26 protein-coding genes and 1 tRNA gene are annotated in these 22746 nt (G+C 41.4%); 12 read left to right on the top strand and 15 right to left on the bottom strand.

Annotated elements, in window-relative coordinates:
• From CP947_RS03815 to mmcA, 10 genes are all read right to left on the bottom strand, one after another.
• Window positions 1-302, bottom strand: a 302-nt coding sequence (locus CP947_RS03815; protein ID WP_172425449.1) for a helix-turn-helix domain-containing protein, incomplete at its 3' end; no start/stop codon positions are given.
• Complete coding sequence (gene tnpA / locus CP947_RS03820) at window positions 302-595, bottom strand: IS200/IS605 family transposase (protein WP_243641524.1); 294 nt, start codon at window positions 593-595, stop codon at window positions 302-304. The genes CP947_RS03815 and tnpA, both read right to left, overlap by 1 nt.
• 259 nt (window positions 596-854) lie before the next feature.
• Entirely contained in the window at window positions 855-1196 is a 342-nt protein-coding gene (locus CP947_RS03825) for a DUF4870 domain-containing protein (RefSeq protein ID WP_096711932.1), read from the bottom strand.
• Window positions 1197-1200: 4 nt separating this feature from the next.
• Window positions 1201-1998 (bottom strand): Fe-S cluster domain-containing protein, encoded by a 798-nt coding sequence (locus CP947_RS03830; RefSeq protein ID WP_096711933.1) that lies wholly within the window; start codon window positions 1996-1998, stop codon window positions 1201-1203.
• Window positions 1995-2582, bottom strand: a complete 588-nt coding sequence (rnfA, locus tag CP947_RS03835; RefSeq protein WP_096711934.1) for an Rnf electron transport complex subunit RnfA — start codon at window positions 2580-2582, stop codon at window positions 1995-1997. Before rnfA ends, CP947_RS03830 begins: the two co-directional genes overlap by 4 nt.
• 1 nt (window position 2583) lies before the next feature.
• On the bottom strand, window positions 2584-3201 hold the full coding sequence (gene rnfE / locus CP947_RS03840; RefSeq protein WP_096711935.1) for an Rnf electron transport complex subunit RnfE: 618 nt from the start codon (window positions 3199-3201) through the stop codon (window positions 2584-2586).
• Between the two features lie 13 nt (window positions 3202-3214).
• Window positions 3215-3784, bottom strand: a complete 570-nt coding sequence (gene rnfG / locus CP947_RS03845; RefSeq protein ID WP_096711936.1) for an Rnf electron transport complex subunit RnfG — start codon at window positions 3782-3784, stop codon at window positions 3215-3217.
• Window positions 3777-4700, bottom strand: coding sequence for an Rnf electron transport complex subunit RnfD (gene rnfD / locus CP947_RS03850; RefSeq protein WP_096711937.1), 924 nt, complete (start codon window positions 4698-4700; stop codon window positions 3777-3779). The genes rnfG and rnfD overlap by 8 nt, the downstream gene beginning before the upstream one ends.
• A 1-nt stretch (window position 4701) precedes the next feature.
• Complete coding sequence (gene rnfC / locus CP947_RS03855) at window positions 4702-6057, bottom strand: Rnf electron transport complex subunit RnfC (RefSeq protein ID WP_096711938.1); 1356 nt, start codon at window positions 6055-6057, stop codon at window positions 4702-4704.
• 14 nt (window positions 6058-6071) lie between these two features.
• A complete protein-coding gene (mmcA, locus tag CP947_RS03860) occupies window positions 6072-7655 on the bottom strand; it encodes a methanogenesis multiheme c-type cytochrome (protein WP_096711939.1) in 1584 nt (527 codons plus the stop codon).
• 317 nt (window positions 7656-7972) lie between these two features.
• Between mmcA and CP947_RS03865 the strand changes: the two genes are divergently transcribed.
• Entirely contained in the window at window positions 7973-8932 is a 960-nt protein-coding gene (locus CP947_RS03865) for an FAD:protein FMN transferase (protein WP_241645840.1), read from the top strand.
• On the opposite strand, the gene thpR is transcribed toward CP947_RS03865, so the two are convergent.
• A complete protein-coding gene (gene thpR / locus CP947_RS03870; RefSeq protein ID WP_096711941.1) occupies window positions 8922-9467 on the bottom strand; it encodes an RNA 2',3'-cyclic phosphodiesterase in 546 nt (181 codons plus the stop codon). The two genes, CP947_RS03865 and thpR, sit on opposite strands and share 11 nt — an antisense overlap.
• A gap of 134 nt (window positions 9468-9601) precedes the next feature.
• On the opposite strand from thpR, the gene CP947_RS03875 reads away from it, so the two are divergent.
• The gene (locus CP947_RS03875) at window positions 9602-10471 is read left to right on the top strand and encodes a DNA integrity scanning protein DisA nucleotide-binding domain protein (protein WP_096711942.1); all 870 of its coding nucleotides are present in this window, start codon (window positions 9602-9604) and stop codon (window positions 10469-10471) included.
• Here CP947_RS03875 and CP947_RS03880 read toward each other — a convergent pair whose 3' ends face one another.
• Window positions 10472-11521, bottom strand: coding sequence for an mRNA surveillance protein pelota (locus tag CP947_RS03880; protein WP_096711943.1), 1050 nt, complete (start codon window positions 11519-11521; stop codon window positions 10472-10474).
• A gap of 11 nt (window positions 11522-11532) precedes the next feature.
• A complete protein-coding gene (rqcH, locus tag CP947_RS03885; protein ID WP_096711944.1) occupies window positions 11533-13521 on the bottom strand; it encodes a ribosome rescue protein RqcH in 1989 nt (662 codons plus the stop codon).
• An 81-nt stretch (window positions 13522-13602) separates the two neighbouring features.
• Between rqcH and priS the strand changes: the two genes are divergently transcribed.
• From priS to CP947_RS03930, 9 genes are all read left to right on the top strand, one after another.
• Entirely contained in the window at window positions 13603-14829 is a 1227-nt protein-coding gene (gene priS, locus CP947_RS03890) for a DNA primase catalytic subunit PriS (RefSeq protein WP_096711945.1), read from the top strand.
• A complete protein-coding gene (locus CP947_RS03895; protein ID WP_096711946.1) occupies window positions 14816-15484 on the top strand; it encodes a hypothetical protein in 669 nt (222 codons plus the stop codon). The genes priS and CP947_RS03895 overlap by 14 nt, the downstream gene beginning before the upstream one ends.
• Window positions 15485-15510: 26 nt before the next feature.
• A complete protein-coding gene (locus CP947_RS03900; RefSeq protein ID WP_013038141.1) occupies window positions 15511-15789 on the top strand; it encodes a 50S ribosomal protein L44e in 279 nt (92 codons plus the stop codon).
• A 6-nt stretch (window positions 15790-15795) separates the two neighbouring features.
• Window positions 15796-15972 (top strand): 30S ribosomal protein S27e, encoded by a 177-nt coding sequence (locus CP947_RS03905; RefSeq protein ID WP_096711947.1) that lies wholly within the window; start codon window positions 15796-15798, stop codon window positions 15970-15972.
• A gap of 9 nt (window positions 15973-15981) precedes the next feature.
• Window positions 15982-16779, top strand: a complete 798-nt coding sequence (locus tag CP947_RS03910) for a translation initiation factor IF-2 subunit alpha (protein WP_096711948.1) — start codon at window positions 15982-15984, stop codon at window positions 16777-16779.
• A gap of 6 nt (window positions 16780-16785) precedes the next feature.
• Window positions 16786-16941 (top strand): RNA-protein complex protein Nop10, encoded by a 156-nt coding sequence (locus tag CP947_RS03915; RefSeq protein ID WP_096711949.1) that lies wholly within the window; start codon window positions 16786-16788, stop codon window positions 16939-16941.
• A 5-nt stretch (window positions 16942-16946) separates the two neighbouring features.
• Entirely contained in the window at window positions 16947-17726 is a 780-nt protein-coding gene (locus CP947_RS03920; protein ID WP_096711950.1) for a proteasome assembly chaperone family protein, read from the top strand.
• Window positions 17727-17728: 2 nt separating this feature from the next.
• Window positions 17729-18982, top strand: coding sequence for a TIGR00375 family protein (locus CP947_RS03925; RefSeq protein ID WP_096711951.1), 1254 nt, complete (start codon window positions 17729-17731; stop codon window positions 18980-18982).
• A gap of 58 nt (window positions 18983-19040) precedes the next feature.
• A tRNA-Ser gene (locus CP947_RS03930) sits at window positions 19041-19160 on the top strand.
• Window positions 19161-19637: 477 nt separating this feature from the next.
• Here the strand turns inward: CP947_RS03930 and CP947_RS03935 are convergent.
• A complete protein-coding gene (locus CP947_RS03935) occupies window positions 19638-21266 on the bottom strand; it encodes a hypothetical protein (RefSeq protein WP_128754154.1) in 1629 nt (542 codons plus the stop codon).
• A 270-nt stretch (window positions 21267-21536) separates the two neighbouring features.
• On the opposite strand from CP947_RS03935, the gene CP947_RS03940 reads away from it, so the two are divergent.
• On the top strand, window positions 21537-21821 hold the full coding sequence (locus tag CP947_RS03940) for a hypothetical protein (RefSeq protein ID WP_096711953.1): 285 nt from the start codon (window positions 21537-21539) through the stop codon (window positions 21819-21821).
• Window positions 21822-21853: 32 nt separating this feature from the next.
• On the opposite strand, the gene CP947_RS03945 is transcribed toward CP947_RS03940, so the two are convergent.
• Entirely contained in the window at window positions 21854-22744 is an 891-nt protein-coding gene (locus tag CP947_RS03945; RefSeq protein ID WP_128754153.1) for a hypothetical protein, read from the bottom strand.
• Window positions 22745-22746: the final 2 nt, after the last annotated feature.

Below are 22746 nucleotides of genomic sequence, written 5' to 3' on the forward strand. Positions count from 1 at the left end.
CTTGCTTTTTTATCTCCATTTTTGTGAATTCCAAAAAACAATTTATAATTGGCATCTAATTTACGCAAAACCATCTGACATGTTTTAGAATAAAGAATATTTATATCAGGATTTCCTTCTTTAATTTGTGGTAAATCATTCTGCTGTTTTGTATATGAAATGGATTTTTTATCATTTTTCCATGTGTCTTTTCTTTCAGATAATGCAATATTATAAAGATATGTACATGCATTGGATAACTCCCAAAGCATATCTTTTTGTAATTCAGTTGGATGAACTTTGTATTTCTTTGTTAATTGCATTATTTCCCCTGATTATCAACATATCTTTTCAAAACATCCAGCGTAACCTGTCCTGTCGTAGCCAAGAAATATGATCTTGACCAGAATGCATCTTTCCCCAACTTCTCTTTTACTTCTGGAAATTTCCTTCTAATCTCTCTTGATGAAATTGTTTTGATCGCATTGATATATTTGGGTATGTCCAATGTTTGTTTTGATTTGAATATCATATGAAAATGGTCTTTATCGCACTCAATGTTAAGAACATCTACTTCAAAGTTTGCACTTATATTGTATATAGTTTTTTCAAACAATCAACTACGAGAGGATTCACCAAAGCATCTCTTCTATATTTTACACATTGCACAAAATGATATCGCAGTGAATATACAGAATGGCTACCTGTATCCAGTTTGTTGTTCATAGTTACATATATAAGCTTATAACTACAAATAACTTATACAATTATATTATTATAGCACGGCTTTCATCCCCTACCATACGGAAGGGGACTTCCCGCCTGTTGAGTCAAATTTTCGCAAAACATGACAGGGGATGAAGCCAGAAGTGACTTCATCTATAAATCTTTTCATAGGCAAGTTTTCCTGAAAAAGGCAACCTGAACTTTGCACCCCTCCATGCCATAATTACAAGAATAAGGGTCAGGAAGAGGGAAAAGAATCCTGCAAATTCAGCAAGTATCCAGCCTACATAGGGAATCCAGCCAATAAGGTAGATACCTATAGAAAGAGGTAAAAAGGTCAGTATAGACTGCAATGCATGGAATTGTACAAACCTGTTCTCCCTTTCTATGAGAAGGAAGATAAGACCTGTGATCCAGAAACCCACATAGCAAAGCACGGCTTCAACATTTTCATCCAATCCGGTAACTGTTGAATAACCAAGACGACTCATCAAATCACCTCATTTCAATACAGCCCTGTGGGCATTTTTCCACGCACTTACCACAGGATATACATTTTTCCTGATCGATCTCTGCAAGGAATTTGGTTACATGTACTGCATCCACAGGACATGCCTTCTCACAAAGTTTGCAACCAATGCAACCGTTTTCACATACCGCTTTTACAGTCTTTCCTTTGTCATGGGACATGCAAACTACATGTACCTTTTCTGATTCCTTTGCAAATACAAGGATATCGTTGGGACAGGATTCAATACAAAGACCACAGCTTGTACACAAATTCTTGTTAATTTTGGGCAAACGTTCATCACCAATATAGATAGCATCGAATGGACAAGCCCGTACACAGGTTCCACGGCCCATACATCCGTAGTTGCAACCTTTTTCACCTTCAGAAAGCATCATTACGGCTTTACAATCTTCAATACCTTCATAATTGAATCGGTCCACACAGTGCACACCGCCATTGCATCTAACATAAGGGTATTCAGCTTCACCTTCAGAAACTTCCTGACCCAGAATACCTCCTATTTCCTTTGCCACATCAAAACCACCAACCGGGCATCCGGTAAGTGGGGCATTGTCTTCCACCACATGTTCAGCAAAGTCAGCACATCCGGCATAACCACATGCACCACAATTTACGCCTGGCAAAATTTCAGTTACTTCTTCTACAAGAGGGTTTACATCCACTTTGAATTTCTTGGAAGCAACAATCAACATAACACCGATTGCAAGGGCAAGGCCTCCAAGAGTGGCCATGGACTGGATAAGCAGGGTTGGCATGCTCATAAGGGTATCACCTTGAAGTAATTAACAAAAGCCATTGAAAGCATTGCAGCAATCAGGAATGCCTGGGGAAGGCCCCTCATTGCAGAAGGAACTGGCAGGATGGTGGTTTTTTCCCTGATACTTGACATCATCACCATAACGATTGTATAACCCATGCCTGCCGATATACCAAATACAAGACTCTGCAGGAATGAATATTCATTCATAACGTTCAGCAAAACCACACCTAGCACGGCACAGTTAGTGGTAATAAGGGGAAGGTAGATACCAAGCGACCTGTAAAGGGAAGGAATATTTTTCCGCACTACGAATTCTACAAGCTGCACAAGAGCAGCAATTACCACAATGAAACTGATAAGTCTCAAAAACTGAAGATCCAGTGGAATGAGGACGAAGGTATAAATTACATATGAAACAATCGAAGCCATTGTCATTACAAAAATAACAGCGCCGGACATACCTGCTGCACTCTTGGTATCTTTGGTTACACCAAGGAATGAACACAGTCCAAGAAACTGTATTATAAGGAAGTTCTTTATGAAAAGACCTTCCATGAAAATGGCAAATAAAGCTTTTTCTACCATTTTATTCACCTCTTGCAAGTTTTTTTGCACGCCTGTGATTGATAATAGCCATAAGGATACCTATTGTAAGGAAAGCTCCCGGAGGCAATATCATATAAGAAGCTGGAGACATCATTGGAATGCTCACTATCATCTGGCCAAACACTACAATCTGACCTGTACCCAGAAGTTCACGGATACCACCTATTGTAACCAGAGCCAGCAGGAATCCTGCAGAAATTCCCAATGCATCTATCAGGGAATAAAACATGTTATTCTTATTAGCATAAGCCTCTGCACGTCCAATAATTATACAATTTACTACAATCAAGGGAATAAAAACACCCAGTGCTGCGTATAAAGGAGGTGTATAGGCCTCCATAACCATATCCACGATGGACACAAATGTAGCAATAATGAGGATAAATATTGGAAGTCTTACAGTGGATGGAATATAATTTCTCAAAGCAGAAACCATTAGGTTTGCTCCAACCAATACAAAAGCTGTACCAGCAGACATTCCTATCGCATTATCAACCGATGTAGTTACCGCCAGAGCAGGACATAAACCCAGTACAAGGGCAAATATGGGATTGTCTTTTGTAATTCCACGAATGAATTCGTTGAATGCTTTACTCATAAAATCACCTGTTTTACGTTTCTTGCTCCTCTATTTCATCGATCTTTGCGTTTAATCCGTCCACTACAGCCTGGGAGGATATCGTAGCACCGGTTATGGCGTCAATTGAACCGCCGGCACTAGAGATCTGAAGGTCACCTATGGGGAGTTGACGGAACTGGCCCTTAAAATCCTCTTCCGTAATTTTAGAACCAAGACCCGGGGTTTCAGAATGCTTCATTACTTCCATTCCTGTAACTTTATTGAAAGAAGCATCTACCCCACCGGCCAATTGAATCACATCCTGAGCACCGGATTGAGTCGTGAAGAAAGCATAACCTACCACATTACCCGATGAATCCAGTGCTTTGTAATAAAGAATCTTGCGATCTCCGTCTTCATTTACCTCATTACCATACACTGGCTCAAAATCAGAAGCAGAAGGGACTACCTGGGACAGGGCTTCTTTTTTGGCTTCTTTTTCATTTTTCTCAAGCTGCTCCTGCGTAGGTACATAAGTCAGGCCTAGCAGTAGAGCTGCAACCAAACTAACAAGAACCAGCTTTCCTATGATTACTGCAATGTCTTTACGGGACTCAGTCATCAATTTTCACCCCCAGTTTTTCAAGGGGTATTTTATTCATCATTAAGCGGTATTTACGCTGAAGAAAGGATTCTTCCCCGAATGAGCGAGGCAAAGTGTTATTATCAATAAATGATGCTACACAGTTTGCCAGGAATATACCATAGAAAACCGCAAATACATAGTTTGCAAAGTGACCATATATCACAGTCAACAGACCACAGAGAATACCATAAATTATTCTTCCGTTCTTTGTCACGGGAGATGAAGGAGAATCAGTTGCAAGGAATAACACACCAAATATAAATGCACCAGTTACCACATGACCGATCTTATCCCCAATCAACAGGGCAAGCACAAGGGTTGTCAACGCATAAAAAAGCGGGATCTTCCATTCTACATATCTTTTAAAAATCAAATATAATCCGCCAACTAAAGCAATCGGGGATACACCGACAAGCATACCTGCTCCATTTTCCAGAAACAGATCGGATATGCCACCCAATTCGGGGAAAGATACAGGATACATAGCAGACCAGTAAGCCAGTTGCAGGAAAACCCAGGCAGCAAGCACAGGATTGAAAATGTATGAACCTATATCGCCAAAGGCGTGTTTTCCGATAGCCACTGCAAAAAAGGCGCCTACTATCGGAATCCATATAGGAGCTTCACCTGGCACCAGCAGGGCAACCATTAGCCCGATCAATGGGGCATGGCCATTAGCTACTGTAACTTCCTTTTTGAAGGCTTTCTGTATTACCACTTCCGTAACTACCGCCATACCAATTCCTGCAAGAATAAGGGCAAGGGCATATAGTCCGAAAAAGTAAACTGATACAAGACTTACCGGCAGAAGGGTCAAAAATTTAATCCAGGTTATTTTTCTGAATGTAGTGTCTTGCTTGATATGAGGGGGAGCTGATATTGTAAGAGTCATGTTATTCACTTCCGCATGCACATCCTAATTTAAGATTCGATGATTCCTTTTCAAACATATCTTCATATGCTTTTGCAATCGCTTCCTTGGAATATTGCAGCAACTGCATTATGTGTATTTTGCTGGGACAGACCGAGGAACATCTACCACATTCTATACAATTTTCCACATGCATCTGCTTGCATTCATCAAAACGACCCTGATTTGCAAGAGCTGCTATCCTGTTTGGGATCAGGTCGACGGGGCATACATCGACACAACGGGCACAATGGATACATTCCTTTGAAATATCCTTTAGTACTTCATCTTTACCCTGAACTATAATAGAGGTAGTCATTTTGGTAACCGGGACCTCTTCCTCATACTGTGCCACTCCTGTGATTACGCCATTTGAAATCAGTTTCGCAGGTTCACCACTATAACCACCACAGGCTTCGATGACATCTCTGAAAGTAGTACCTATTTTTACCAGTAGATGTTGAGGATTATTCACCTGACCGGATACAGTAACCACCGTTTCTATATATGGCATTCCGGTATTGACCAGGTCATGAATGGCTTTTGTGGATTTCACTCCACATATAGCAACCCCTGCGCTGGCCGGTGTGCAACGGAAAGGTACTTTCCTGCCTGTCACATTATAAGTGAAATATTCAAAAATATTTTTGCCGTATATCTTGTCCTGTGAAACTACGATAATATCAGTATTCTGGTCATTGAAATAATAATCAACCCTTCTTTTACCGATAAGAGGGGACACCATTATAGTTTTACCTTCATAATCCAGCCCATCAAAGGCATCGATTGAATCCTTATCATCATTTCTCAAAACAATGACCCCCCGGCTGGCACCGGCAGCTTTCATCAACAATCGGAGCGAATCAAGCATCTGTGATGCGTATTCCAGAGGAGTTTCATAATTATGACCAACCCATTCCGATGCGGTGGCATTGATCAAGACTGTATCTATATCACAATCCGGAGGATTCAATACCAGGTGAGTGGGAGTACCGTAATTTTCCACGATACCTGCCTCTTTGATAGCCGAGATTAATTGTTCCTTACCGGAATCTTTGAAGGGAGTGAAATCTTCACATTCTGTTTCTTCTATGGGCTGTATAACTACGCTGTTTATCCTGTTGCCGGATGGATGTGAACTTTCCTCAACTGAAACCACTTCCCCGCAGACGCTGGAATGGATTGCAGCACATTTATCAGAAGGACACTCACCGATCTTCTGGCCAACCTTAACAACTTCCCCTTTACTTACAAGAGGTTCACAAATGTCTCCTTTGTGCTGCTTGAGAGGAATAATCATTTTTTCAGGGATTGTTTCCATTACATTAATTTCTGCCATTTGGTACCAGCTCCTTAGAATGCAGGCTCCCTTTCTACCTCAGGTGGCTTTGCCCCGGGTATTGTAATATCTATGGTCTTTGCAGAGAAATTGGTAGGAGGATCTGTTTCTGCGGGATCACTGTCATATCCAAGAGCCGCCCAGTCAATTACAGGCTGCACTTCATGACAGGTCAGGCAATCCGGCCTTTCCTCAAAGTGGACTTGCTGAAGGGTTTCCGAAGCAGAGACCCCATGACAGTCGTCACACATAAGGGGCTCTGCCATTCCGGTTTCAGACCCTGCAATGTTGTGTCCCAGCTTATAGTGAAGATCAACCTGCCTCAGGACAGCATTCGGATAATCCGGTGTACCGTCACTGTCACCATCATAAGCCTGCATTTCTTCAGAAGTTACCGTCCCATCACCATTTGAATCAGCTGCCTTTACCTCAGGTGTCGGTATCGGATCTCCTTTAGAAGCACTAGTATTAGGATTGTTAATGACCTCAGGATCCTGGCCTGCGTCCCACCAGCTGCCTGTCACTACATTGAAAGGAGCAAGTTTTACATCACTGTCATTCTTGCTGTCAGGTACCTTGACCTCACTTTCCTGCACACCATCGGACCAGGCAAGTTGTGGAGTAAAGTTTTCCATTCTGTAAGAATCCACACGTTCGCCCGAAGACCAGTTAAAAGACTTAAGGGGAGTTGTCCCGGGCAATTCACCCCCGGGCAGGGCCGGGATATGACACGACTGGCATTCCAGGAATTCCAGGTGTGCATCTGCAATTGGGCCGTGGGAGATTCCCTCATGACAATCTGCATCCTCACAGCTCTTCATGGTCACCGATTCACCATGCACCGACTCCTCTTGTCCACTGCTAATCTGATTATCTTCGGTTTCCGATTCAGGTATTTCACTACCGGCAATGATGTGCTCCTTTGCAGTGTGACATTCCACACAATTGACTTCAGCGTGAACATCATATTCTTCATAATCCTCTGAAGCCCACATCACAGCAGTTGTCGGTACATCCTTTGCATGGCAACTGTCTATACAGGAGGTTTTGGCAGGAGCTGCGTTCACAGCATCATGGAAAGCTACAAGCATTGGCAGAGGTGTTACCACATCCAGAGTATAAGTGGCCACATGTATGGGATCCTGCTGGACCACAGGAATGGCGTCTTCCATAGCAGCATCGTTAGCAGCGGAGAAATTACCTGATTCAAAAGCCATTGCTCTCTTTTCAGCATCATATAAGCCATATTGTTCATGGCAGCTCATACAATCGATATCAACACCATATTCTTCCAGTTCACCCCCGCCCGGATGATAGCGACCATATTCTTTGACCCACTGTGTTTCTCCCTGTACATCAACATTATAATTGGTTAGGGGTTCCCACTGGGCGATGTCCCTCTGTACATGAGAGGATTCGGCAACTTCTTCATACACACCCATATGACAGCCACCACAACTTGAGTTTGTCCATTCACCATCTGTCATATAGTGCTGTGCAAGAAGATCGTTTCCACTGTATCCCAAATACAGGTTTATCCCTGCTAATACAAGGATGATAAATGAAATCGCAACGAGACTTGCTTTTAAATTTGCCATAAAGATCACACATTATAATTTTGCAACTTCTTCAGATACTGGTCATAATACCAATCGAGCCATTCAGGCAACAATATATTCCTTCTATATAACCTGCTTTCATATTAGGCATCCGCCATTGTGGCGAGTATATAGCCATAAAGCAGGAATGATGACATAATCATGATTCGTTATTATTAAGGCAGAACTGACCAATTGAATATATTTATAGATTTCGAATTAAGCTTAAGATAAAACACCTCATTTCCCTTCGCATGAACCCGAAATACCTGTTAATTCTTACATTAATAATCATTATAACTGCTGGGTTTGCATACGTGCAATCCACCTCAGAAGATAATTCTGAAGAATACCGTACATATAGCCAGACAAGAATGCTGATGGACACAGATGTCACAATAACTGTTGTGGATAACAGTGAAGTACATGCATACAAGAGCATTGAAGATGCTTTCATGAAAATGGAAAGAGCATCCAATTTGCTTGATTCCTATAACAGCAGCAGTGAGATTTACAGACTCAACGAGCACAAGGAAATCCAAAATGCCAGTGATGATTTAATATACGTAATTGAACGCGGAATTTATTATTCACAGATCAGCGACGGGGCATTTGACATAACTGTAAAGCCTGTACTGGACCTGTGGGCAAGCAAATTCGGACCCAATAAACCTAATATTCCCCCTACAGAAAAAGAGATAAACAACACCCTTTCCCTCGTAAATTCCTCGAATATTACCATAAATGACAACACAATAATTATTGGAAAGAATATGGGAATCGTTCTTGGAGGAATTGCCAAGGGATATGCTGTAGACAGAGCAATAGTGAGCCTGCAGGAAAACGGAATTGACAACGGATTTGTCAATGCCGGCGGAGACGGACGATATATAGGAGAAAAACCCGATGGACAGGAGTGGTCTATCGGGCTTCAGGACCCCGATAAGAAAGGAAAACCAATAACAATAATCAATGCCCGCAATGTAGCTGTTGCGACCAGCGGCAACTACGAACGCTACTACAACAAATCCGCCAGCGTATCACACATCGCAGATCCCCGCACAGGCTACCCGGCTTCACACCTGATCAGTGCAACTATTATAGCTCCTACAGCCATGGAGGCAGATGCACTTGCAACTACTGTTTTTGTGATGAAAGAAGAAAAGGGGCTTGAAATGATAGAAAAACTGGAAGGTGTGGAATGCCTCCTTATAAATAGTGAAAAAGAGATTAGCAGGTCAAGCGGATTTGCTAAATACGAACAACTTAAAGATTGAACTGCCGGAGGGTTTCATATACAGGCCCTTCTGGAGTCAATATACTTTTTTTTAGCCTGAAATTGTCAACCGTAAATTTCCCGAATTCGACATCCTCCATTTCCTTAACTGTACTGGTAAACTGGTTCATATTGGAGCGAGGAATGTGTCTTATTCGTGCAATGGTTGCATGAGCGGTAAATTCACGCGAATCGGGTTCAAAACCTTCTTTTTCAAGGTAGTATTCAACCTGCTTATGCAAAGGGTCAAAATTACCTTCGGTACCAAGCCATAATACACGCGGTTTTCTGACATTGGGGAACACCCCTGCCCCTTTTATAAGGCATTGGAAAGGCTCACAAGAAATATTTTCAAGTGATTGTTCTATATCTGCAATTTTGCCTTCATCAACTTCGCCCAGGAATTTCAAGGTAACATGGACAAGTTCCGCAGGGACAATTTTCATTTTTCCCAGTTCCCTGAAATTTTCCTGCACCTCTTTTACTATGTGCGTAAAATCCACCGGGAACTCCACAGCAACAAATGTTCTTACCAAACCAAATCACCATAGTCAAATTAATGGTATTCTTTAATAGAATAACGACACAGGATACTAAACCTTATTTTATTATATAGACAAAAATTAATAGTAGCAAAAATATAATCTAAATAAAAGAAAACGGGGATGAAATGGACACCGCTGACATACTTGTAAAATCCGCACTTGAAACTGCAACACAAATTAAAGCCTCTGCAATAATAGTATCAGGAGAAGTTGACAGGAATTTATTTTGTTGTGACATACCCGTCTACTTTGCTGCAAACCCATCGAGAAGTGCCGTTGAAAGCCTGATACCTCTTGACGAAGAAGAAGGAAGGTTAAAACAAATTGTCAACCAGATCCAGAGAGATGCCGCGGTTTCCATAGAAGATGTAGAAAATGCAGCAGCTATTGAAGAGGCAATCGGGAATATCAAAAAAGGAAAGGTTGTAGGACTGGTAATTACAGATGATTCAGGTGCTGTAATTGTCCACAATATTTCAGGGAATCCACTCTTAAAAACCCTGGAAAAATTTGAACAGAGAGTCTCCCCTGAAGTAATAAGAGCAGTTCTTAAAATTGCCCTGGAAATTGCTTCCACAGGCAGGGAAGGCAGCCCAGTAGGTACAGCTTTTATAATCGGTGATCTTGAAGAAGTGATGCAGCGCTCCCACCAGATGATCCTTAACCCTTATTCAGGCCATCCTGAAGATGAAAGGAATATCTTAAAGAAAAACAACCGGGAATCCATTAAAGAATTTGCTCTGCTTGATGGGGTATTTATAGTATCTAAAGAAGGAATAGTGCATGCCGCAGGTCGTTATCTGGATGTTGATGCAAAGGACATAGGGATAAATAAGGGATTGGGAGGCAGGCATGTATCAGCAGCTGCTATAACCAGGGACACCGTGGCAGTTGCAATAACTGTCTCAGAAAGTGGTGGCACAATCCGGATGTTCATGGACGGCAAGGAAATGGCTTTTATAGAATGCAGCGACAGGGCCATTCGCAAACACTGATCAAACCTTAAATCTCAGGAGTGCGGCAATTCCACCAAGCGCTTCCAGTTTTTGACCTGGTTCAAACTCTGTACTGAAAACCACAAGCTTACCCTGGGAATATTCTACATTCCTTATGAAAGAATCAATTCCTCCACCTTCGCCTTTTTCCCGTTCATGCAGCAGGAATTCATCGGAAATGAGAAGCGTTTCAATTGCACCGTAATTGTTGGCCCGTTTAACTTCCTCCACTCCATAAACAACCTTGCCGTCCATAGCTATTTCCTTTAGCAGGGAATCCATGAGGGATGCTTCCCGTGCTATACGGGATTGTTCCATAATCCTGTCAACCGCCCCTCTGCGCAGCACTTCCTGAAAACCAGATGTGCCTATCGAGGAAGTATCCTCCACGATAATCCCTGCTGCAAGCTCAGGCTCATTTGCTTCAACATATTTGAGAAAATCATCCTTGGTAAAGCCGGGTCCTGCAACCACGACAGACTGAGAATCTGAAACTACATATTTGAGCTTGTTAAGAATCTCATTGAAAAAGACTTCTCTTAAAGTGCCTTCCCCTTTACCCGAAGACTGGCAGATGTGGGCATAGGATTCCACACCATAATGGCGCACAAGCCCGATGTCGGCATCCCCCTCCTCGACTGCAACAATTATTACTCCCGGTTTTTTTGAGGATGCCTCTGCCTCATTGATCCTTTCAATCTGGTCTTTTTTCCAGCGCTTTATTATGGAAATATCAACGCCGTCCTCGACATTCAGGGTATGATAAGAACCGGCATCCATTCCGTGCTCAATGGGACCATGGATCCTGAGACGGTTGGAAAATTTATGGAATTCCAGGTTTTCGACCCTGATCCCAAGTCGCACAGTCTTCTTCTCAGTCTTTTCAGGGCGGATCTTATCATTTGCAGAATCAGATTTGCGTTTGGTCAAGGCGAATACAAGGTCTCCTTTCTCGATTATGTACTTAAGGTGCCAGAGGTCATCCAGTGTCTCCGGTACGACGGTGATCTCCCCTTCATTTCCTTTCAGGTTTTTTTTGGTAACTCTCATACAATCACGATTCACTCTTTGATATCTGATTCACCCGGAGGCAGTACGTTGGCGATCTTGTCAGGGGATGCTATCTGTTTTACAAAATGCACATCCTTTATACGGTCCACATATATACGATAGATCTTCTTTGCTATATCGTTCTGGTTGAATTTGCCGGGTGTCAGTTCAACAACATGTTCACCCCTGGACCTCACAGAAGCCACGGGACCTCCGATTACCCGGGTCTCAGGTTTGAGTTCCAGACCCACCGCAGCCCTGACTGGTACATCCCTGTAATAATTTCGCTCACCCCGGATAATAAAGGAGCCTTTCTTAAGGTACTCCCCGGCTTCCGGTGTCTTTGTGACCTGTTCGGGATAGATCCAGTAGCAATCCCCGCTAAACTGTCCTCCCTTCCAGATACTTGAGAATGAAACCACGAATTCGGATGCTTCCTGCAAAGTTGTGTCGGGAATGTCCTTTCCCCCTGTCTTGACAACCGTAATCGGGGCTCCTGGTGCCTGAGTATGGAATACGATATCCCGTTTTTCCATGTACTTCTTTACAAGTTCCTCATTGGTTGTGGCATCCCTGCCACCTACCACAAGGAAACCATCTGAAGAATAGAACCAGCGGAAACGTTCATACCAGTGTTTCTTATGCACTACCTTGAAATGCTTTTTAGGTGCAGCTTTTTTCTTTTGCATTGCCTTTTTCGTATCTTCGATTGCAGCAAGGGCCCCTTTACGCTTCTTTTCCAGTTTCTTGGCTTTCTCATAATAGCGCATGGCATTCTGGGGAACTGTCAGCCGTACATCAATATTCACCTTCTTGCCGTCAAGGTCCAGCAGTACAAGACCCTGTGAACCATCGATATTTATTATCTTTTTAGCCGCAGGCAGTCCATCCTTTGCATCCGAGATAATTGACTGGATTTCCTTCCAGGAATAATCTTTTTCACGGGCATCAAGCAGGGTTTGCAGTAATAGCTCTATGTCCTGATAGTGTTCATATATCTTCTCAGCAATGGAGGTATTTTTCTCTATATCCGTCTCAAATTTCTTGATGGCACTCTCTTGTTGTTTGAGCCTGCGCTGGAATACGTCTTCTGTTTTTTCTTTCACAGAGGCTTCCTTTTTTTGTTCCAGGGATTTTGCAGCTCTTTTGCCAAAGAAATCATCCAGTGCCTTATTGAATGAATCATAGTAATTCTTTTCAAAGGCTGTGTATTTTTCAAGATCAAAGGGTACTACATCAAAGGTTTCTTTTGAACCCGGTTTGCTGACAGTACAGGGTTTTAACTGCCCTTTTTCCAGAGGGGAGAAAAGGACACCCATTGCTTCAATCAATTTAGAGGCGACCTGCGGATTAACTTCCGAAGCAGGAAGGGTTTTGTCGATACCACTTCGCAGACAGACTTCTTCTGAGAGGATGCCTCCCAGATTAAAACGCGTTGCCAGGGTTCGTACTACATCAGAATCGGAATGTGAAAACACTTCACACAATTGGTCCTCATTCACATCAAGAGGTGTCAACTGCGCTTCAGGGTACTGATAGATCTCACCACTCCTGATACGCCTGCCCTTAAAAGTAACAGGGTTCATAGGCAGAATGATTTTTCTATCGCAGTCAAGCAATATTATATTGCCCTGTCCAAATATCTCTATGACAAGAACGGTCTCATCGTCCCCTCTTTTTATACCAATCTCAATAATACGGTCAAAATCATATTGCCTGAAATAAGTTATACGCCCTCCCATTATATGTTTACGTAAAAGCATAGGAAAAGATTGCGGATTTTTAGGGCTGGGAGGAATATATTCACTAAGGTGCAATCTGCTTCCGGCCTCAATTAAAAGATTGGCCTTACCTTTCTTAAAAATATAGAGGTGGATACGCAGCAGGTTCTCACCGGGCTGATAAATCTTGCCGATCTTGGAATCGACCAGGGAATCCTCCCCTGTACCAAGTTCCGTTGCCAGTGCTGCCACATCCGCACTTGTCATCTCTTCTTTCATAAACTGTACTAATTGAGGAAGGGGCTATAAAGTTTTGTGCAATAGATTAATATCCCCGATAAAAATTAGAGATGGAGAAAGATGAACACATCAACAAAACGCTATCTCAAATCAAGGTTCCATGATTATTACAGGGAAGCAAAGATACATGTTCCCCATTCCCTGACCAAACGTGAATGGGGATTCATATCGTATGATTCCATGCCTGAAACCATGATGTACAGGCATAAGGCATTCGGTACGGGAGGAGAACTCAGAGACTATCTTGTATCAATGCAACCGGCCCATGTGTATCACTCGGTTGCCTTTTATGATTATCCCGATGCACCCACAATGAAAGAGAAAAAATGGAAGGGCGCAGACCTTATTTTTGATCTGGATGCTGATCACTTGCAGGATGCACCTACTTCCTATGCAGCAATGCTGGAAATGGTAAAGAAAGAATCATTGAGACTGCTGGATTTTCTGGTAGATGATTTTGGTTTTGACGAAGATTATATAAAAGCCGTCTTTTCCGGTGGAAGGGGGTACCACTTCCATATAACTGACCCTCATATATGGAATCTGGAAAGTTCCCAGAGAAGGGAAATTGTGGATTACGTGGGAGGAAAGGGGATTAAATCTGAATATTTCTACCAGAAAGAATTCATGATCGGAGACCATGGAACCGGCACACGAACCTTCAACGATCGAACGGAGATACTTTCCAAGTATGTCATCAAAAATCCCGATACAGGATGGGGAAAAAGACTTGCTGAGTATATTGCCTCATATCTTGAAGAAGAAGGACAAAAGGAAGAAAAAGAACGTTTTGCGGATATAAAGCACATAAAAGGATTCGGCAAAAAAACACAGCAACAGATGAACCGGATATCCAAAGACAGTAAAGCCCTGGAAGACATACGCAGAGGAAGACTGGATTTTGGGAAAATCAGGGATTTCAAAGCCATAATGGCCCAATTTTTTGATAATACAATCGACCAGCATCGTGTCACGCTGGCGGGATCGGCACAGGTGGACGAACCGGTCACCGCAGATATAAAGAGATTGATACGATTACCGGGTTCCCTGCATGGCGGCTCCGGAATGAAGGTAATTCCATTAAGTCTGGAAGACATAGAGGATTTCAAACCACTTCAGGATGCTGTTGCTTTTTCGGACAGGCCGGTAACGTTAAAAGTCATAAAACCTTTTGAAGTACAAATGATGGATCTGGATATCCGGGTTGAAGAAGGAGTACAGGAACTTCCCGAATATGCAGCAGTGTATTTAATGTGCAGAGGGGTTGCCGAATATGGATCGTACTGAACTAAAGAGTATTCTCCGTCAGGAAAACAGCTCGTCTTTAAATTCCCTTCCCTACAATTTTTATGAAAAGGTTGATGAATATATAAAGGAATTGGAAGAGGAAATCAAAAAGATCAACAATCCGCGATCAGTTGAATCAAAGATTTTAGAAGACGAAATGCAAAGTGCCCTCAATGATGTGGAAACGATCTTTATCAGGAGAATCCGAAAAATAACATCCAGAGCAACTTCAAATGCATTTTCCAATATCTCATCCAGACAGGATCTCGACAAACTCCTGGAATCCGAACGCAAAGTTTTTGAGGCCACCCTTTCAGCAATCCAGATTGCAAGATCCGAATTGCTCGAACCTATCATGAACCCCCAGGATAGACAGGACAAGGGATTTGCGAAAGAAAGTATAATATCTGATGAAGCAGATGAAGAAGAGGAAATCGGGACCATCTCGCAGGAACTCCCTGCAGAGGAAGAAACGGGCAAAAACAATATAAGTAAGGAATACTTTGTTGTCCGAATATTGAAAGACCTTCCTACCATAAAAGCGATGGATAATCTCAATTATACACTTGCAGCAGAAGACGTTGTGGTTTTGCCTTCCATGAATGCTCAGGGACTGGTAAAACGCGGTGCTGCATATCCAATAAATCAGGAATGAAAATCAACATTAAAGGTGTGAAGATAATGAAGATCCCAAAAAGGTTCAGAACATACTGCCCTTACTGCAAAACCCATACAGAACATGTTGCTGAAAAGGTTAAAAAAGGCAGGGAATCAATGACCACACGTATCAGAAGGCAGAAGAAAAGGCATACTGGTATAGGAAACAGTGGGAAGTTCTCCAAGGTCCCAAGTGGTGACAAACCAACAAAAAGAATTGCCCTGCGATACCGTTGCAGCAAGTGCAACAAGGCACATCAGAGACCCTGCTTCCGTGCAAAGAAATTCGATTTCAAGGAGTGAGCATAAATGGCCGAACCAAACAGCAGATTTTTGAAAGTAAAATGCAATGATTGCTCCAATGAGCAGGTTATTTTTGGCAGTGCAAGCCAGAAAGTAAACTGTCTTGTATGCGGCAGGACCCTTGCAGAACCAACTGGTGGAAAATCTACAATTACAACACATATACTGGAAGTACTCGAATAAGGGATATTAATGGACAACAACAAATGGCCTGAAGTCGGTGATTTCGTAGTCTGTGCGGTAAAAAATGTCACTGACTTTGGCGCCTACACGACTCTTGAGGAATACGACGGAAAAGAAGGATTCATCCATATATCTGAGATTAAGGCAGGATGGGTCAAATATGTCAGGGATCACGTCAGGGAAGGACAGAAAATTGTCTGCAAGGTCCTGAGAGTAGATACCTCACGTCGCCATATTGATCTTTCCCTCAAGGATGTAAATGAGCATCAGAAAAGGGCAAAGATCCAGGAATGGAAGAACGAACAGAAGGCTGAAAAATGGCTACAGTTCGTCGCAGAAGACGCAAGACTCGACAAACAGCAACTTCAGGAAGTAGAAGATGCTTTTGACACAGAATTCGGAAGCAAATATTCTGCCTTTGAAGAAGCTGCCATGCGCGGGGAAGCTGCCTTCAGCAACCTCAAGATCGATAAAAAAGTTGTTGAAATCATTATCAAACTCGCACAGGATAATATCAAACTGCCGTTTGTGGAGATTGCCGGACATATAGACCTTACAAGTTCTGCACCGAACGGGATCGAGATCATCAAGGAGGCCTTACGGGCCGCCAATGAAGTGAAGATGGAAGATGTCCGTCTGGATATAACATATACCGGTGCACCCAGATATCGTATCAGGGTGATAGCTCCCGATTATAAGATTGCAGAATCTGTCCTGAAAGAATCTGCAGAAAAAGCCATCGAAAAAATAGAATATCTTGGCGGAGAAGGTGCCTTCCACAGGCATGCGGAAACTGCCAAGGCGTGATAACGATTGGGTAAAAAGATTTTAAAATGCATTTCCTGCGGGGAATACACCCTGCAGGAAACGTGCCCCAAATGCGGGGGAAGGACCATCAAACCTTCACCTGCACGCTATTCTCCCCGTGACCCATACGGGAAATATCGCAGATTGAGCAAAAGGAATTGATTCCCATGCAGAATACAAAAATCGTGCGTCAAAATACTGAGATTGAAATTCAGGATTCTACCCTGCTTGTCGGCCTGCCGGGTGTGGGACATGTAGGCAAACTTGTTGTTGATCATCTCATCGAACAATTCGAAGCAGAAAAACTTCTGGAAATATACTCCACCTCTTTCCCGCCCCAGGTACTTGTGGATGAAAATAGTACTGTGAGGCTTGTAAGTAATGCATTCTATACATTTCAGGTAAATGGCAAGGATATTCTGCTGCTTGCAGGAGACCAGCAGAGTACAAGTTCAGAAGGGCATTACGAACTGTGTGACCTGTACCTGGATATTGCCGAAGAGTATGGAGTTTCCAGAATATTTACCCTCGGAGGATTCCCAACGGGACAGCTGGATCATGTTGATGAAGTCCTGGGTGCCGTTAATCAGGAAGACCTTACAGAAAGTCTTAAAGAGCATGGAGTCACCTTCAAGGAAAAAGAGCCCAACGGCGGAATTGTTGGAGCTTCGGGACTCCTCCTTGGCCTGAGCAAATTCAGGGATATTAATGCTGCATGCCTTATGGGATACACATCCGGATATCTCGTTGACCCGAAAAGTGCCCAGTCACTGCTTGCTGTGCTGAGCAGTATACTTGATATCGAGGTTGATATCAGTGAACTTGAGGAACGTGCTAAAGAGATGGAGAAAATCGTGGCCAACCTTGTAGAAGCAAAACAGCAGCAACAACAGCAACAGATGCTTCCTGAAACACCAACGGACGAGGATCTGGGCTATATCGGATAAACATGTTGATCAATGCCGACCTGCACCTGCATTCCAAATATTCCATGGCCTGTTCCCAAAAGATGGAACTGCCTGTAATGGCCCGGGAAGCCGCTAAAAAAGGAATCAATCTTGTGGCAACAGGAGATTGCATACATCCCAGATGGCTTTGTGAGATCAAGGAATATGCACAGGATGACGAGACGGTCGCCATTGATGATACTTCTTTTATTCTTACAACTGAGATAGAGGACAAAAACAGGGTACACCATCTGCTGCTGGTTCCCTCCATATCCAAAGCAGAAGAACTGGCGGAAAAGGTGGCCGGATACGGGGATCTCGCCGTTGACGGCAGGCCAACGCTGAAACTGGACGGAGGCCAGATTGCAGAGATTGCAACCGATGTCGGAGCCCTCATCGGCCCTTGTCATGCGTTTACCCCCTGGACTGCCATGTATGCCTACCATGACAGCCTGGAAAGTTGCTACGGGGATATGACTGATAATATTGCCTTCCTGGAGTTGGGGTTGAGTGCTGACAGTGATTATGCAGACAGGATAGAAGAACTGCAGGACCTGACATTCCTTTCAAATTCGGATGCCCATTCCCCCTGGTCCAACAAACTGGCCCGGGAATTCAACCGCCTGGAGGTGCCGGATGTCTCCTTTGAAGGTGTGGAAAAGGCAATCCTGAGGAAAGAGGGGTATGGCTGTGCGCTCAATGTGGGTTTCTTCCCGCAGGAAGGCAAGTACAATGAATCAGCCTGTATCAAGTGTTACCGGCATTACCCAATGGAAGAAGCAATGAACCTGGACTGGAATTGCCGGGTTTGTGGTGGCCAGATAAAGAAAGGCGTGGCCGACCGGGTAAACGAACTGGCCAACTATGACACCCCGAAACACCCTTCCCACCGTCCGGATTACCTGCACCTGATACCCCTAGCAGAGATCATAATGATGGCCCTGGGACATGCAAGCATCAATACAAAGGGTGTGAACGGGGCCTGGAAGGCTCTTGTGGAGCGTTTCGGCAGTGAGACCGCAGTGCTGCTGGAGGCCGACATCCCACAGCTGGATTTCGTGGACCCCCGGATTGTGAGAAGTATCGAAGCCTTCAGGAATGAGGACGTAATCCTGCACCCCGGCGGAGGGGGCAAATACGGCTGGATCGAGCTGCCCGACAATTTGAAAACAAGCAAAAAATCCGGTTCCCAAAAAACCGACCCCGATGACCCGACACCAGAGGCAAAGAACCAGAAAAGCCTCTTTGATTTCTAATAATTGCGCCCTTCGATACCTTTTTAAGCCATAAACTCCTTCAAAACAAGCACATTGTGCCGGGGTGGCAGAGCGGACTAATCCAACGGCTTACAAAGTTGCCGCGGAGTCCAAACGCGGCAGGCTCGAGACCTGTTTCCCCTAACGGGGTGCTTGGGTTCGAATCCCAACCCCGGCGCTGAAATTACAGTAAAACGTCCTAGTACTTTCACCCAGCTAACTTGGGTATCGATTATGTGCTTTATTAGTCCCAATCTGCATATCCATATGTAGGAGACTTCATTATCATTGAGGGGTTCAACGCAGACGGATCTTATTTTGATGAAGGTTTCACATCAGGTCTTGATGAATATACTTGAATAATTGAGGATTCCATCGACACAACCACAAAGAGCACGGATTACACCTATGACCAGATTGTCCTGACAGATTCCGCTGATTGTACCGGGGAAGCCGGAGTGTTCAAGTATGATCTAGAATCTGGTTTGGATGAGGAATTGACCACTGATGTTTCGGATTACTATCAGGTTTATGCGGAGTTTAGAATTAATGGAGATGTGGAATGATAAGAATGGTTATCTCTTAAAAGAGATATCAATTTGAAGTTTTTATAATTGTATTGATTCTTTAAGAATTAGACTTAATAAAAGCTTCATCAATTGAGTTTCGGGCAGTAAAGTGCAATATCAAGTTTTTGTATGGATTTTTTATACATATTATATTCTTGATTGGTTCTTATTTTAGTTAAATAAAATAAAAAACTATCTTTATCTTTAATATATGAAAGAGCTTCTAATATATTTTTTCTTATAGTTTCATCGCCATTGTTATAATATTGCTCCAATGCTTCTAAAAAATTGTTCTCTTTTATAATTGAAAAAAAATGGATTTCTTCTTCAGATTCAATGTTTTTGATATTTTCAGAAAAAGGTCTTGGTAAACTGACTTCATGTGGATTTATTTTCTTATAATGCTCAAGTGTCCTCAACGGAGTTATCTGAAAATGATCTTTTATTTCCATTACATTTTTTTTCATTTGTAAATAATCAGATGCTTTTTTTACTATACTTATTCTGCGGTCATTAGATAATTTCCTTAAGATATCATCACTTTCCTGGTTTGAAAGTAACAGCAATACATCTAAAGAATAATATACAGTATTGTACGGCCATGTATCCAGGTTTCTCTTTATGATTTTTGAAATTTCATCATCTGTTAAATTCTTTGCCCAATACCAAAAAGGAAGTTTATGGTATATGGAGCTTTGAGTTAAAAATTCATAGCCAGATTGTTCATCAATTGTTAATTGGTGTCGGGATTTATAGAGAGAAAATATCTCTTCAAAATTTGAGCAATATTTATTGCTAGAGTTGTAAAGTTTTAATGTGGTATAATACAATTCTTGTATATCATCTACAGGAGAAGTATCATCAATAATTCTTACAGGTTCAGCATCTTCATCGCTTGATATCCTTTTTGAACTTATTTTTTCAGCCGTTTTCACAGGAACAATTACTATATTTGTATTAGCAATATCTATAATTTTGTCATGAATGCCGATTGCTGTTTCTTGATCTACTTCTTCGTTACTGAAAATAATATTATCTTTTAAAGTTTTTATTTCCTCTAAATATTTAAAGGGTTTGCCATCATCGATTTGCTTTTTTTCTTTTATTGATTTTATAATTTCATCTATTGACTTTCCAGTGTCTCTGTCTGAATATCCTCTTATTAAAAATTCAATTGCATTCCATGAAGAAATTATTGAATCCTTATATCTTCCCTCTTCGATAAGTTCATTTATATATTGGAGTTGATCCTCGTGAATTTTAGTTGGCTCCACTATTATATTATCAAGATAGGTTTTTATATTGTCTGGAAGATAGGCCTCTAATTCATCATCAAAATGTTCTTTTAGAAAGAATTTGAAAAAAGAATGCGTAAATTTAATATAATATCCAATAGTATAATCGTCAAAAGAAGCTCCGAGATGTTGAGATGAATTTCGTTTGTCATGGATTTCTTCCAACAAACTTTTTTCTGGAATTTTAATATCTTTCTGTTCTAGTCTATTGAAACATTCATGGTAATCAATTGTTTTTCCCTTTTTAGTATAAATGCTCAATCCGTTCATATTTTGAATTTTTGCTTTCAGCAATAATTCGATTGATTGGTCAATGTGAAGCAGTGGGAATTTGTTAGAGTGACCATAGACTAAAAAGTAGTGCTCTATTCCATGCACAAATGATTCAATTGATGAGGCCAACAACGGCGTTTTTGTCATATTCCCTACTATGTAACATATTAGATTGTAATAAAGTTTTTGTTTTCAATCTGATATTAAAATTTTCGATAAAATTCACTTGCAGGAATATTTGCGTATTAGTGTGATTTATAATTTGAATTTATGCAATACTTTCACTTCACTTGATACATATTTAATACTTATTATATGAAATCGAACTACTAAATTTAGATTGATGGGAAAATGTTTACTCTGACAAATTGCCCTCATTACAGGAAGGCCACTTATCATGATGTAGTAGTTTAATCCATGGAATTCAAACTCACATTTAATGATGGCATCCAAATGTTGAGTTATATGATAAACAATATGGAAGTAGATGGTACAGTAACTGAAGAAAGAATAGCCAGTTTGGTTTTGCAGGAATTAAGAGGTCATGCATATGATGGGGTTACTGTAAATGAACTTTGTAGGATCCTCAAGGAATGCTTTGGTGTGGTGGCTGTTTATTGTTGTGACTTGATCCAGAGATTAAAGTTGGAAATGGATATGTATTGCCTTGATGGACAGCATTTGTATTTTGTTCAATGCTGAGCAGATTTAAATTCAGCTAGATTATATGAATTTTATAAGGGACTATCGTGTTTTGAAGAAGGATAATACCTCAAAAATATTTTTTTATCAGAATCTTCATAATAGTGAATACGTGCAGCCTGTGAAATTCTTATTCTATAAACTTCTTTTATTTTCTCTTCTCTTATGCTTGTATCATTAGCAGCTTCAAAATGATTCAAAGTCAATAATTTAGCAATTTTAATTAATATTCTCTCTTTCTCCTTTTCCTGGTTCACATCGATAAAATCTTTTTTAAATTTACTATCAAATTCTATTTTATTAAGCGGATGTTTTATCTCCTTTGAACCAAAGCGTTGGCTCTTACATATAAAAAGTGCTAATTTAAATTTATAATCCCAATTATCTAATTTAGTCGGACATATATCCATGTAATTAATTTTAAGGTGCCATTGGGAAGGGTCCTTTATTAAATGATATTCTTTATTAAAATTCTCAGGGGTACAATTGCATTCAATTGAAATTGAGTTTTTGTCTGTCGCTAAATTAATACCGATTACAATGAATGCTTCTCTATCATTGTGTAATATACGATGCAGTAATACAAACCATGATTCATTTATTTGGTCTGATAATTCATAATCCAAATGACTTGTATCGCATTGGCATCTATTTTCGGGAGGTGATTCATAAAAATACGAAGCATTGTATAAAACATCGTAGATTGACTCCAGAAGATAGTTTTTATAGTAAACATCTTTAAACCAAGGTACTTCATTCCAAAAGCAGTTAAAAAATTCCCATGACCACGCTACTTTAATTCCCAATTTATTGATGGTTTCAATATGTTTAAGCAAAGCATGCATAAATAAATCTTGAAACTCTTGGTCATTCCATTCATTATTACTACAAAACAATGAACTTGGATGAAATATAGATACCAAAA

Source organism: Methanohalophilus euhalobius (assembly GCF_900215215.1).
Classification (GTDB): Archaea; Halobacteriota; Methanosarcinia; order Methanosarcinales; family Methanosarcinaceae; genus Methanohalophilus; species Methanohalophilus euhalobius.